This is a genomic window from Tenacibaculum sp. SG-28 (assembly GCF_002954385.1).
In the GTDB taxonomy this organism is placed as follows: Bacteria; Bacteroidota; Bacteroidia; order Flavobacteriales; family Flavobacteriaceae; genus Polaribacter.
Genome location: NZ_MQVY01000002.1, coordinates 180,534 through 193,320, shown reverse-complemented (window position 1 = coordinate 193,320; position 12,787 = coordinate 180,534). Strand labels below are relative to the sequence as shown.

Below are 12,787 nucleotides of genomic sequence, written 5' to 3'. Positions count from 1 at the left end.
ATTTCGGCACAATAATTGACAATTCATAGAAAATTAATTTTCTATGAAAAAAATCATTTACTTATTATTATTTAGTTCTTCTGTGGTATTTTCCCAACAGAAATTAAAGAAAGCCAAAGAAAATCTCACAAAAAATACTACTAAAATGTACAGTGCTTCTTCTGTCAATAGCAAACAAGACAAAGAAGAAACCTCCAAATCTACAACCTCTTTTTCAGACGAATTGTCCAATTCTTTTTTAGGAATATTGGGCGACGTAATACTATTTGCTTCCTTAGGAGTTATTGTTGGTGATGCTGAGAAAAGAGGAATTACTCCTTATCCTTACTTCGACGGTGGTGAATTTACTACATCTTTTAATAAAAATACTAAGAGGAGTAATTTTCGGATTGGAGCAAATTATTTGTTTAATTCTGTAAAAGTCATAGAATTAAATGGGTTATATAAGCCAATTCCAATCGTAGGTATCGAAGCATCCCACCTTCACTTCTCGGAAAAAAATCGAGGAGCAGCTACATACTTAGATGTCTCCTCTCTTCTGGTGAATTACAATCGATTTAGGGAGCGATATTTTTCAGTTTGGTGGGGGGTTGGAGCAACCTTTATCGGTAATGAAGTCGATCGCGTTGGATTTACTTATGGTGTGGGAACAGAAATTTATCCTTGGAACCCAGTGAGTATTCATTTTTCATGGAAGGAAAGTATATTGAATAATTCTGTTGCGTTAGGTTTGTTAAAAACACAACTGAAGGTACATTTAAAAAAGATTGCTATCTATTCTGGATACCATCATTACGATGTTGGGGGAGTACTTTTTGACGGTGGTGTAATAGGTGTAGAATATACTTTTTGATTCGGTTTTTCGTAACAATAATTAAATTGTATCTTGTGCGTATACATTTGAAAAGTAATAACTAAAAAAAATTAGAAAAACAATGGGAATTTTTTCATTCATGAAAGATACAGGAGCTAAGGTTTTCGGTATTGGAAAAACATCAGAAGAGGAGGCTGCAGAAAAAGCATCCAAATTAATGGAAGCCGTAAACGGTATGGGGTTAATGGTTAAAAATTTGTCGATAAGTGTAGATGATGACAAAGCAACGATACACGGGCAAGCTGTGGATTTAGCAACCAAAGAAAAAGTTGTTTTAGCAGTTGGAAATACCAATGGTATCGCCGCTGTGGAAGACAATATGACGGTGGCTGAAGTAGCAGAGGTGAAAGCAGAGCAAATGGCTAAATTCCACACTGTTGTTAGTGGGGATAGTCTTAGTAAAATAGCAAAATCATTTTATGGTGATGCCATGAAATATACAGTAATATTTGAAGCAAACAAGCCAATGCTTTCACATCCAGATAAAATATATCCAGGGCAGGTGTTACGAGTTCCTCCGTTAGCGGAATAAGATTTTAAAACTATGATAAATAAACATCACAATTACTTTGGAATTGTGGTGTTTTTTTGTGCTTATTTTCCATAATTCAATCCTTATTACGCATCTTTGCGTTTTAAAAAATGAGTACATGAATTCGAGAGCATTAGCCCTTACTGCAACCTCAATTGCAACATTGATATACGGTGCTACTTTTACCGTAGCCAAAGAAGTTATGCCACTTTACATTATGCCGTATGGTTTTATTTTGCTACGAGTAGGTGGTGCTACTGCAATCTTTTGGTTTTTAGGTGCTTTTTTAAAAGTAGGTGCAATTCAAAAGGCAGATTACAAACGAATCTTTTTTGCCTCTTTTTTTGGGATTGCCCTAAACATGCTCACATTTTTTAAAGGACTAAGTTATACCACTCCAATTAGTGCCTCGGTAATGATGGTTACTACTCCTATTCTAGTTTTAATTTTCTCAAGTATTCTACTAAAAGAACGACTTTTTTTAAAAAAAATACTTGGCGTAATAGTTGGATTAATTGGAGCAGTGGTATTAATCGCCTACGGAAATGCCACAGGGCAAGATGCTGAGAATAGGATGTTAGGTAACTTTCTAGTTTTTGTGAATGCAGCCTCTTACGGGTTATACTTAGTAATTGTAAGAGACATAATTCAAAAGTACAATCCGATACTTTTTGTAAAATGGCTTTATTTATTTGGTTTTATTTTAGTTTTACCTTTTGGAATCTCTGAGTTGTTAGCGGTCTCTTGGGAATCCATGCCAACAAATATTTATTTTAAGGCAGGTTTTGTAGTTGTGTTTTCCACTTGCGTAACCTATCTTTTTAACTTGTTTGCCTTGTCGAAACTAAAACCAACTACGGTAAGTGTTTTTATTTACTTACAACCAGTTGTGGCAACAATATATGCACTATTTGTTGGTAGTGATCGTTTGGATATGGTTAAAATTTCAGCAACTATTTTAATCTTTATAGGAGTGTTTTTAGTTACAAAGAGAGAGGTGAACAAATCATAAATAAATGTATCTTTGCATCCTTTAATACATTGAAATAATGATACATTCTATGACTGGCTATGGCAAGTCTGTTTTGCAATTGCCTGCTAAAAAAATTACCATTGAAGTAAAGTCTTTAAATAGTAAGAACCTTGATATTAGCGCACGTATTCCTTCGTATTACAAAGAAAAAGAATTAGATGTTCGTAAAAAGCTAGCCAGTAGCCTCATTCGAGGGAAAGTTGATTTTTCAATTTTTGTAGAGATGACTGCAGATGAGACGGTAACAACCGTTAACAAAGGTGTGGTAAGAGAGTATATGGAACAATTGCGAAACATTGTACAAACAGGAGCTAGTGAAGATGTAACCTTATTGCACATGGCAATTAAAATGCCAGATGCTTTAAAAACAGAAAGAGAGGAACTAGATCCGGAGGAATGGAAACAGATAGATTTGTACATCGACAAAGCGATTAAAGAATTACAACAGTACCGTAGGATGAGGCGATTTCATTAGAGGAGGATTTTAAACAGAGAATTCAAAATATAAAGACAGCTCTAATTAGTGTAAACCAGCTAGATGGAGATCGAATTGTACACGTTAAAGAACGTTTGCAAAAAGCTTTGGCGGAATTGCAAGTAGAAGTTGACGAAAATAGATTTGAGCAGGAGTTAATTTACTACCTAGAAAAACTAGATATTAACGAAGAAAAAGTTCGTTTAGCAAACCATTTAGATTATTTTCTAGAGCAATTAGCTACTGAAGATTCTAATGGTAAAAAATTGGGATTTATCGTCCAAGAAATTGGAAGAGAGATTAATACTACAGGTTCAAAAGCAAATTTTGCTCCGATGCAAAAACTAGTGATACAAATGAAGGATGAATTGGAAAAAATAAAAGAACAAATTTTAAACGTATTATAGTATGTCAGACGATTTTAAAGGGAAATTATTTGTTTTTTCGGCACCTTCTGGTTCTGGTAAAACTACCATAGTTCGCCACTTGCTAGCGCAAGAAAGATTTGATCTCGCATTTTCAATCTCTGCGACGTCTCGAGAACCCAGAAGTAATGAAAAGCACGGTGAAGACTATTACTTTATTTCGTTGGAAGAGTTTAAAAAAAATATCAAAACCAATGCTTTTCTAGAATGGGAAGAGGTATATAGAGATAATTTCTATGGTACATTAAAATCAGAAGTAGAGCGTATATGGGCACAAGGAAAGCACGTGATTTTCGATATTGATGTTAGAGGTGGTTTACGTATAAAAGAAAAGTTTCCTGAAGAGACGTTGGCTGTGTTTGTAAAGCCACCTGACATTAACGAACTTTTAAAGCGCTTAAAGAAAAGAGGTGAGGAAAGTGATGAGAAAATTGCGGCAAGAATAGCAAAAGCTCCAATTGAATTGGCAACAGCCCTATGTTTGATAAAATAATTAAAAATTATAACTTGGAGGTGGCTCTTCAAGATGCTGAAGATTTAGTGGAGGATTTCTTAGAGCTAAAACAACACAATAAGAAGTAATATGGGGAAGAAAATAGGATTGTACTTTGGAACATTTAATCCTATTCACATAGGGCACCTTATCATCGCAAATCATATGGTTGAGCATTCAGATTTGGATGAGATCTGGATGATGGTAACACCACACAATCCTTTTAAGAAAAAGAAATCTCTACTAGACAATCACCAACGCTTAGAAATGGTGTATTTAGCTACCAAAGATTACCATAAGATTATTCCTTCAGATTTTGAGTTTAAACTATCACAACCAAATTATACCATAAATACCTTAGCGCAGATTTCTGAAAAGTATCCGTCTCATTCTTTTTCTATTATAATGGGAGAGGATAATTTAAAGAGCTTTCATAAATGGAAAAATTACACTGCTATTTTAGAAGATTACAGTGTGTATGTATATCCTCGAATATCCGAAGGAGTTTCTAATGGAGAGTTTAGCGAGCATCCTAAAATTCAGAAAGTAAACGCGCCTATCATCGAGATTTCTTCTACCATGATACGAAATTTAATTCAGGAAGGGAAAGTTTTTCGCCCGCTATTGCCTGCTGCTGTTTGGCAGTATATCGATGAGATGAATTTTTATAAAAATAAATTTTAATTTTCTGCAAAACTTTTTTTTAATCCTTAGGTCAAAGAACTGATTAACTTAAAAATTAGAAATTATGACTGAAAGATTAATAAAAAGAATTTCACTTTTCTTATCTCTACTAGGGTTTTTTGCACTTGCATCTTGTGAATCTAATGAAGATTTAGAAATGGATGCCAATACTTTAACAACCGAGGAGGCATTGCAGGTAGTTTTAGTAGACGATATTTCAGCCGATGTAGCAAACATTATTGAAGACGATGCTGTTTTAGAAGAAAGTTACGTGGGTAAATCTGACGCTACAACATCTATTTTCATGTCTAGCCGAACAAAAGGAAATCATCCGAATTGCTTGCGAAGAACTGTTCAAGATACTACAAATGGGAGAATTGTAACTCTCGATTTTGGTGAGGGTTGTTCTGGAAAAAATGGAAGTGTCTTTTCGGGTAAAATTATTATTTCTTATGTTAAGGCAGATGCATCGTTTTCGAAGACGATAACTTTTGAAAATTTTTTTGTAGATGAGAACGCTGTTGAAGGTCGAAAAACTATTAGTAAGATAAGGGAAAATACGAATGGTAATCCTGAGCGAACTCATGAAGTTGCTATACGGGTAACTTTTGCTACCGGTGAAACGATGGTAAAGCAAGGAAAACGAGTTAAGGAGAAAGTTTATGGAGCAGAAACTCCTGAAAGAGGTGACGATGTAGTTTTAATTACAGGAGACTGGGAGACGAAACAAAGCGATGGAAGCATTAAAAGTGTAGCTGTTGTTAAAGCTTTAAAAAGGGAATATGCCTGCAGGTATATAGTAAGCGGGACTTTAGATGTAACCAAAGGAACAGCTACTTATACGGTAGATTTTGGAGATGGTTCGTGTGATAATACGGCAACAATAACGGATGCCTCTGGAAGGGTTAAAGAAATTACTCTACGCAAAAAGAAAAAGTAAATTTTAGGGGCGCTGCAAGTAGTTCTGTACTAAGAATATTTGTGGTGCTCTTATTTTTTAAAAGAAATTAAAACTTTTTCCTAAATTAAAGGTCTAAGTTTAGACAGTGCATTAATTCTATGAATGAAAGTCAATTTATACAACAACTTACCTCTAAAAAGTATCGAGAAAAAGCTTTTTCGAAATTATTAGATCTATACCAAGAACGGCTGTATTGGCATATTAGAAAAATTGTTGGAACCCATGAAAATGCCGACGATGTTTTACAGAATACTTTTTTACGAGTATACAAGAGTTTAGGGAATTTTAAGCAAAATAGTTCGCTGCATACTTGGATGTATAAAATAGCATATAATGAGTCCATTAGATTTTTGGAAAAAGAGAATAAAAAGAAGTTTTCTTCATTACAAGAGGTAAATGATCACTATATAAATGCCCTAAAAGGAGATGCTTTTTTCGATGGAGATGCTGCACAAATTAAATTGCAAGAAGTATTGCTAGAATTAACGGATAAACAAAGGAAGATTTTCTATATGAAATATTACGACAATTTAAAATTCAGAGAAATTTCTGTATTGTTGGACGTTAGTGAAAACACACTTAAAACGCATTATTATGCGGCAGTGAAACACATTGAGAACAATATAACAACGGTAGCGTATTTAGAAAAAATTAAAGCATAGTTTGTTATGAGTAAGCAAAACAATAACTTTAGCCAACGAAATACTTTAGATGTGAATTCAGAAAAAAAACATAAAACAGATTTAGGACTGAGTGTACCCGAAAATTACTTTCAGCAATCAAAACGCACTATTCTAGAGCAAACAGTAGAGGAAAGTAAAAAGATCAGTCTTTTTCCCTTTTCTTCTGGGGTGTATAAATGGTCTGCTGTTGCTGCAATTGCATTGGTTTTTACCATTGTTGTTGGTAGCTATTTTGAAAAGAATGAGGTGTTAGAAAGTGATATTTTAATAGCTTCACTTATGGCAGAAGAGGATGAGGTAGAGGCGATTATCGATGGATTTGTTCAGGATGAATTATTAACCGAAGAGGTGTTTTTAGAATAGTTACATTCATTGTAAAACCACATTCTAAAAAAGTAATAATTATAAGTTTTAAAATGAAGTATAAGAAGATTATAAAATTAAGTGTATTTTTTCTTTTTCTGGGTGTTGTGCAGCTAGTAGCACAAGAAGAGCAGGATGTTCTTAAGCTTTCTAAAGAACAAAAAGAATTGTTAGAAGCACAAAAAAAACTATTGATAAACAATAGAAACGCTTTCAAGGCAACACTTTCAACAGAGCAATTAGCTATTTTAAAGGATTCCAAATTAACAAAATCCGAAAGAGAGCGTGCATTAAAAAATAGTTTAAACGCCTCCCAAAAAGGGTTAATTAAAAAGAATAATGCAAGTTTACAAAAAGCGAAGACTAGATTTAGGGCTACCTTATCTGAAAGACAAAAGAAGCAAATAAAAAGCAGAATGGCAAAGCAAAGAGGAAATGCTAATGCTAAAAAACGGATGAGAAGAAAAATTCAAAAAGTCAGAAAAAAAGGAATTCGGAATTAAATTTATGTAAAAGTATGTGGCCGCTTATTGTGACTGGATAGGGTGCAGTCACTTTCCTAGAGTAAGATTTTATGAAAATATTGTACTTTTTAATTGTATTTCTATTTTTTACTCCTTTGGTAAATGCCCAAAAGATATTTGATGACTTTTCCGATGAGGAGGATGATATTATTGATACTTTGATTTATGATCAATCCATCCAAGACTTATCAACCTATGTAATAAGTAAAAATATTATTTCCTTTAGCTTGCAATATAACCATAATACCTATTTCTCTGGAAGAGAAATTGGAATACCGCAATACAGTTTAATTCCTCAGGTTAGCTATGTGCATGCGAATGGAATTTTTGCGAGTGTATCGGGGCTCTATTACGAGAGGCTTTCTCCGAATTGGGATTACACTGCAATTACCCTTGGATATGCGAAAAGATTTGGCAACGATAAAAAATTTTGGGGTTCTGCTTCTTTCGATTGGTATTTTTTTTCACAACCGGCAAATAATCCTTTCCGATATGCGGTAAATACTGGCTTTGGAATGGATAATGATAAAAAGACATTTGGTACCGATCTCTCTGTAAGCTTTCTATTCGGCGATGATGAATCTATACAGTTGGTTTCCTCCACATATCTTGAAATTTTATTATACCGAAAAAAGAAACAAGCATTTTTACTAAGGCCTCAATTAAGTCTTGAAATTGGGCAACAAACTATTCCGTTGGCTAGAACTATCGTATTTCGTGGCAGAACTTTTACAATAGTGGATCCTACAGATGATTTTGGATTTCTAAATACACAATTAAAATTACCCTTACTGTATTCTTTTGCTAATGTTGATTTTGAAATTGGTTATGTGTTTAATTTTCCTTCACCCCTTAAAAAAGAAGGGGCATTAAGTCCTACTAACACGTTTGTTTTTTCTCTAGCTTATCTTTTTGCTTTTTGATAGAAGGTATGTGTGAAATGGCTTCATTTATTGCTTTAAATTTACCTCTGAATTCTTAAACCGTAAAATTTTATAAAAGTTTTATGAAAAGAAGTCATTGTTTTTCGTTGTATATTTGAAGCTCAAAATATCCTACTGTGGCTAAAAAAGACATAAAGCAGAAATTAAAACAAAAGCTAACGGATAAATATAGATTAGTGATTCTTAATGAGGATACTTTTCAAGAGCGATTTTCTTTAAAGTTATCCCGACTAAATGTATTTGTTCTCGGTGGTTTATTTTCAATTTTATTAATAGTTTTAACCTCGTTATTAATAGCCTTCACCTCGTTGCGAGAATATATTCCTGGGTACTCTTCCTCTGCTTTAAAGAGAAAAGCTACGCGATTGACCTACGAAACGGATTCGATATCCAAAAAACTTGCTATTTTAGAAAACTACACTAAAGCCTTAAAACCAGTATTGACAGGTGAGGTAAAAGAAGAAAAAATAGATTCCATTCTTACCGAAGCTAAAGATGTTATTTTTGATCAGCGAAAACTACAAGCCACAAAAAATGATAGTATTTTTAGAGAAAAAATCGAAAGTAAAGATAGGTTTCCAATTTCAGCAGCCAGTTCAGAAAGAGCAAAGAATGTATTTTTTTCTCCGTTAATTGGGAATATATCACAATCGTATAACCTTAATGATAAACATTTTGCAGTAGATATTGTGGCCCCAATTGGGACGCCTGTAAAAGCCATAGCAGACGGAACCGTAATACTTTCTGAGTGGACAGCAGAAACAGGTTATGTAATTATAATTCAACATCCTGATCGATTTATTTCTGTATACAAGCATAACGGCACGCTTTTGAAGGAGCAAGGAGAAATGATAAAGTCGGGTGAGGTCATTGCCAATGTAGGTTCCACAGGAGAGCTCTCTACTGGACCACATTTACATTTTGAGCTTTGGAGTGATGGTTATCCCGTCGATCCTATTAACTATATAGATTTTCATTAAATGAGTGTGAAGTCAAAACTAGCATTGCCGTTTGCAAAGCAAGTGAGAAAACGTGTTTACAAATGGGCGAATACTCCTCATAAAACCCAGCGAAAGGTATTTGAGTATTTAGTTACTGAAGGTTGTAAAACAGCTTTTGGAAAAGATCATGATTTTATTTCGATTAATAGCTACGAGGATTTCAAAAAGCGAGTTCCCATTAATGACTATGAAGGAATTCGTTCTTATGTTGATAGAATTATTGCAGGTGAAGAAAATGTGTTATGGAAAGGAAAGCCTCTGTATTTTGCGAAAACTTCCGGAACAACTTCCGGAGCTAAATACATTCCAATAAGTAAAGAATCTATGCCGACACATATTAAATCTGCAAGGAATGCTTTATTGTTGTATATCGCAGAAATGAATAGAGCTACTTTTGTAGATGGGAAGATGATTTTTTTGCAAGGGAGTCCTGAGCTAGAGGATAAAAATGGCATTAAACTCGGTCGTTTGAGTGGTATTGCAGCACATTACGTTCCGAATTACTTATTGAAAAATAGATTGCCAAGTTGGGAAACCAATTGTATTGAAGATTGGGAAATAAAAGTTTCTAAAATTGTAGAAGAAACTTTGCCTGAAAACATGACGGTCATAAGTGGAATACCATCTTGGGTGCAAATGTATTTTGAGAAGCTCAGGGAGAAAACAGGAAAACCAATAGCTGAAGTTTTTCCAAATTTCGAACTCTTTGTATACGGTGGTGTCAATTTTGAACCGTACAAGAACAAATTTGAAACTTTAATTGGTAAAAAGATAGATTCTGTGGAGTTGTATCCTGCCTCAGAGGGCTTTATTGCCTACCAAGATTCTCAAACAGCAGATGGGATGTTGTTACAGCTTAACTCGGGAATGTTTTATGAATTCATTCCTGCCGATGAATTTTTTAACGAACATCCATCTCGTATTTGTTTACAGGATGTACAATTGGGTGTTAACTATGTAATTATATTAAATACTTCAGCAGGTTTATGGGGTTACAATATAGGAGACACCATTGAGTTTACTTCTTTGCAGCCATACCGAATTCGCGTAACCGGAAGAATTAAACATTTTATTTCCGCTTTTGGAGAGCATGTAATAGGTAAGGAAGTGGAAAATGCCTTAAAAAATGCCGTAGAAGGAACCTCTATATCTGTAAGTGAATTCACTGTCGCACCACAAGTAAATCCTGAAATGGGATTGCCGTATCACGAATGGTTTATCGAGTTTGAAAAAGCTCCAAAAGAGCTGGACAAAATGGCGAAGCAAATGGACCTTTCGATGCAAAAACAAAACATTTATTACAGAGATCTTATTGAAGGAAACATTCTGCAACCTTTGATTATTCGAAAAGTTAAAAAAGGCGGTTTTCAAAATTACATGAGGTCTATTGGGAAATTAGGCGGGCAAAATAAAATTCCAAAGCTCTCGGATAATCGTAAAATCGCGGAAGAATTGAAAGAGTTCCTAGAGATATAATTATGTTTATTTTTCAAGATCTAATTTTTGGGTGTTTTTCCCTTTTGCTGTTTTTTTAAAAATGATTATTTTAGTATGTTTTGATTTTTAAGGGGAGTCATAACAATTGATTACATAGCCTCCAATGGGGGGCTTTTTTTATTTCCCAATTAGATATCTTGGCTAACAAATTACATGAAGCAATTTTACACTTAATAGGTAAAAATTTTACAGTGTTAGCTTTTTGTAATATATTTTACTTTTTATTCGTTAAGACAATTGATAAAATGGCTTACATAAATGCATTGGATATGGAAATTATTGCAACTTGTATAGGAGAACAGAAGGAAATACTATGGAAAGGGAAAACCATCACTACAGGAATATTTAAGTTTCCTGTAAAGGATATAATCTTTTTAGGAGAAGAGGAAGTAGCGGGAGATGCAATTTGTAATAGAAAATATCACGGTGGAGTATTACAGGCGGTATACGGATATTCCAAGGAACATTATTCGTACTGGAAAAGTCTATATCCAAAACTAAACTGGAATTATGGAATGTTCGGTGAAAACTTAACCATCTCTGCTTTAGACGAAACAAAACTACATGTCGCCGATACCTTTTCCGTTGGAGAAGCAGTTTTGGAAGTTACCAAACCCCGACAGCCATGTATGAAACTTGGGGTTCGTTTTGGTACTATGAAAATTGTTAAGCAATTTTTAAAGGAAACCTATTCAGGCGTATATTTTAGGGTAGTAAAAACCGGATATGTTAACGTAGGGGATGTATTGCAGCTCGTAAAAACTTGTTCTGACAATCCAACAATTGCTGAGGTGTTCAGTAATAAAAAGTGATTTGTTAGTCTCGTCTAGTACAACTTAAAACCCTCTTGAATTTTTAATGCTTTCGTAGGCCTCTTGTACCTTTTGAAATTTCTGTTTTCCTACATTTACATGTTCCTCTCCCAATCCAACTAGCTTGTCTGGGTGGTATTTCTTTACCATTTTCCGATACGCCTTCTTAACGGTTTCGTCAGAGGCATCTTTGGTTATTTCTAAAATTTTGTAGGCGCTCTCCGTTTCCTTTATAAACATTGCTTTTATAGAGGTATAATCACTGTCATTAATGTATAAATATCCAGCTATTTGGTGTATCGCGTTTTCTTCCTCAATGGCGATAGTACCATCTGCCTGGGCAATTCCGAAAAGAAAGTGGAGTAATTGTAATCTTGAAGCGTGTGGCATGTATTGGCGTATTTGCATACATACTTGTCGAGTAGAAATTTTACTTTTTACAATACCTTTAAATAGCTTAAAGGCATTGTTTGCCCTATTTACTCCATATAGATTTACAAAATACTTACGAACATAATCCAATTCTCTTTTATCAATCTTTCCATCCGATTTAATTACAATCGAGGCTAAAATTAGTAAGCTAATTTCGAAGTCCCCTGACTTCACATATTCGCGCCCTGAACTTTGTCTTCTCTTTTGGTATTCTCGTTGTTCTTGCGAAAGGTCTTCCACAGATACTCCGTCAATAAAACTTCCTACAGCAAAGCCAATCAATGCACCAATTGGACCTCCTAAAGTAAACCCAGCACCTGCTCCAAGCCATTTTGCAAATTTCCCCATGTTTAGTTATTTTAACTTCATTATAACATGCTAAAGTACTAAAGTCTGCGTTCAAAAGAAACAAAATACTTCTTTGTTTTTTGTTAAAATCAAGGTGTTTACAAAAGGTTGTCATAAACGAAGGGCGCAATGTTTTGTGCTATAGAAAACAATTATAGGGTTATTATTTTTGAGAATTTGGATTCTTGTTACAATACATGAAAAGAACTATCTTTGCCTAAAATTTTTTAAACATGTATCCAGAAGAATTAGTAAAACCAATGCGCGATCAATTAATCGATGCTGGTTTTGTCGCCCTATATACGGCAGAAGACGTAGACAATGCCTTAGCTAAAGAAGGAACTACATTAGTAATGGTAAATTCTGTATGTGGTTGTGCTGCAGGTACAGCAAGACCAGGTGCTATTGCTTCTTTGGGAGCTGAAAAGACACCTACGAATTTAACGACAGTGTTTGCTGGAGTTGAAAAAGAATCTACTGCAAAAGCAAGAGAGTACATGATTCCTTTTCCACCATCATCACCAGCAATTGCTTTATTTAAAGACGGGCAATTGGTGCATATGTTAGAGCGCCATCACATTGAAGGAAGGTCAGCGCAAGCGATCGCTCAAAATTTGGCAGCAGCATACGAAGATTTCTGCTAGATTTCAGAGAATAAAAATTACTTAAAACCACTCGTAAGAGTGGTTTTTTTATTTTTTTAGGA

The 12,787-nt window shown here is 34.4% G+C and carries 14 protein-coding genes and 2 pseudogenes; 15 read left to right on the top strand and 1 reads right to left on the bottom strand.

The annotated features are described in order from the left end of the window. The first annotated feature begins 43 nt into the window (after positions 1–43). The 14 genes and pseudogenes from BSU00_RS05825 (at position 44) to BSU00_RS05760 (ending at position 11,301) form a co-directional block, all read left to right on the top strand. On the top strand, positions 44–853 hold the full coding sequence (locus tag BSU00_RS05825; RefSeq protein WP_105003551.1) for a hypothetical protein: 810 nt from the start codon (positions 44–46) through the stop codon (positions 851–853). 82 nt (positions 854–935) lie between these two features. Continuing rightward, on the top strand, positions 936–1,406 hold the full coding sequence (gene lysM / locus BSU00_RS05820) for a peptidoglycan-binding protein LysM (RefSeq protein ID WP_105003550.1): 471 nt from the start codon (positions 936–938) through the stop codon (positions 1,404–1,406). 118 nt (positions 1,407–1,524) lie between these two features. Beyond that, positions 1,525–2,418, top strand: coding sequence for a DMT family transporter (locus BSU00_RS05815; protein WP_105003549.1), 894 nt, complete (start codon positions 1,525–1,527; stop codon positions 2,416–2,418). A gap of 37 nt (positions 2,419–2,455) precedes the next feature. Next, positions 2,456–3,321 (top strand): annotated as a pseudogene (locus BSU00_RS05810) (YicC/YloC family endoribonuclease). A gap of 1 nt (position 3,322) precedes the next feature. Continuing rightward, positions 3,323–3,921, top strand: a pseudogene (gmk, locus tag BSU00_RS05805) (guanylate kinase). 1 nt (position 3,922) lies between these two features. After that, positions 3,923–4,516 carry a nicotinate (nicotinamide) nucleotide adenylyltransferase gene (gene nadD, locus BSU00_RS05800; protein ID WP_105003548.1) on the top strand — a complete coding sequence of 198 codons (594 nt, stop codon included), beginning with the start codon at positions 3,923–3,925 and terminating at the stop codon, positions 4,514–4,516. A gap of 64 nt (positions 4,517–4,580) precedes the next feature. Next, positions 4,581–5,456, top strand: coding sequence for a hypothetical protein (locus tag BSU00_RS05795; RefSeq protein ID WP_105003547.1), 876 nt, complete (start codon positions 4,581–4,583; stop codon positions 5,454–5,456). Between the two features lie 119 nt (positions 5,457–5,575). Continuing rightward, positions 5,576–6,139 (top strand): RNA polymerase sigma factor, encoded by a 564-nt coding sequence (locus tag BSU00_RS05790; RefSeq protein ID WP_105003546.1) that lies wholly within the window; start codon positions 5,576–5,578, stop codon positions 6,137–6,139. Positions 6,140–6,145: 6 nt separating this feature from the next. Continuing rightward, complete coding sequence (locus BSU00_RS05785) at positions 6,146–6,523, top strand: hypothetical protein (protein ID WP_105003545.1); 378 nt, start codon at positions 6,146–6,148, stop codon at positions 6,521–6,523. A gap of 53 nt (positions 6,524–6,576) precedes the next feature. Next, complete coding sequence (locus tag BSU00_RS05780) at positions 6,577–7,026, top strand: hypothetical protein (protein ID WP_105003544.1); 450 nt, start codon at positions 6,577–6,579, stop codon at positions 7,024–7,026. 71 nt (positions 7,027–7,097) lie between these two features. After that, the gene (locus BSU00_RS05775) at positions 7,098–7,970 is read left to right on the top strand and encodes a hypothetical protein (protein WP_105003543.1); all 873 of its coding nucleotides are present in this window, start codon (positions 7,098–7,100) and stop codon (positions 7,968–7,970) included. Between the two features lie 137 nt (positions 7,971–8,107). Beyond that, positions 8,108–8,971 carry a M23 family metallopeptidase gene (locus BSU00_RS05770; RefSeq protein WP_105003542.1) on the top strand — a complete coding sequence of 288 codons (864 nt, stop codon included), beginning with the start codon at positions 8,108–8,110 and terminating at the stop codon, positions 8,969–8,971. Further along, the gene (locus BSU00_RS05765) at positions 8,972–10,468 is read left to right on the top strand and encodes a GH3 auxin-responsive promoter family protein (protein WP_105003541.1); all 1,497 of its coding nucleotides are present in this window, start codon (positions 8,972–8,974) and stop codon (positions 10,466–10,468) included. A gap of 266 nt (positions 10,469–10,734) precedes the next feature. Continuing rightward, complete coding sequence (locus BSU00_RS05760; RefSeq protein WP_233188610.1) at positions 10,735–11,301, top strand: MOSC domain-containing protein; 567 nt, start codon at positions 10,735–10,737, stop codon at positions 11,299–11,301. 24 nt (positions 11,302–11,325) lie between these two features. Here BSU00_RS05760 and BSU00_RS05755 read toward each other — a convergent pair whose 3' ends face one another. Then, complete coding sequence (locus BSU00_RS05755; RefSeq protein WP_105003540.1) at positions 11,326–12,081, bottom strand: TerB family tellurite resistance protein; 756 nt, start codon at positions 12,079–12,081, stop codon at positions 11,326–11,328. 233 nt (positions 12,082–12,314) lie between these two features. Between BSU00_RS05755 and BSU00_RS05750 the strand changes: the two genes are divergently transcribed. Then, positions 12,315–12,725 (top strand): BrxA/BrxB family bacilliredoxin, encoded by a 411-nt coding sequence (locus BSU00_RS05750; protein ID WP_105003539.1) that lies wholly within the window; start codon positions 12,315–12,317, stop codon positions 12,723–12,725. The last annotated feature ends 62 nt before the right edge of the window (positions 12,726–12,787 follow it).

Coding starts and splice junctions, on each gene's coding strand:
- BSU00_RS05825 (WP_105003551.1), top strand. CDS start 44: ATGAAAAAAATCATTTACTTATTATTATTTAGTTCTTCTGTGGTATTT.
- lysM (WP_105003550.1), top strand. CDS start 936: ATGGGAATTTTTTCATTCATGAAAGATACAGGAGCTAAGGTTTTCGGT.
- BSU00_RS05815 (WP_105003549.1), top strand. CDS start 1,525: ATGAATTCGAGAGCATTAGCCCTTACTGCAACCTCAATTGCAACATTG.
- nadD (WP_105003548.1), top strand. CDS start 3,923: ATGGGGAAGAAAATAGGATTGTACTTTGGAACATTTAATCCTATTCAC.
- BSU00_RS05795 (WP_105003547.1), top strand. CDS start 4,581: ATGACTGAAAGATTAATAAAAAGAATTTCACTTTTCTTATCTCTACTA.
- BSU00_RS05790 (WP_105003546.1), top strand. CDS start 5,576: ATGAATGAAAGTCAATTTATACAACAACTTACCTCTAAAAAGTATCGA.
- BSU00_RS05785 (WP_105003545.1), top strand. CDS start 6,146: ATGAGTAAGCAAAACAATAACTTTAGCCAACGAAATACTTTAGATGTG.
- BSU00_RS05780 (WP_105003544.1), top strand. CDS start 6,577: ATGAAGTATAAGAAGATTATAAAATTAAGTGTATTTTTTCTTTTTCTG.
- BSU00_RS05775 (WP_105003543.1), top strand. CDS start 7,098: ATGAAAATATTGTACTTTTTAATTGTATTTCTATTTTTTACTCCTTTG.
- BSU00_RS05765 (WP_105003541.1), top strand. CDS start 8,972: ATGAGTGTGAAGTCAAAACTAGCATTGCCGTTTGCAAAGCAAGTGAGA.
- BSU00_RS05760 (WP_233188610.1), top strand. CDS start 10,735: ATGGCTTACATAAATGCATTGGATATGGAAATTATTGCAACTTGTATA.
- BSU00_RS05755 (WP_105003540.1), bottom strand. CDS start 12,081: ATGGGGAAATTTGCAAAATGGCTTGGAGCAGGTGCTGGGTTTACTTTA.
- BSU00_RS05750 (WP_105003539.1), top strand. CDS start 12,315: ATGTATCCAGAAGAATTAGTAAAACCAATGCGCGATCAATTAATCGAT.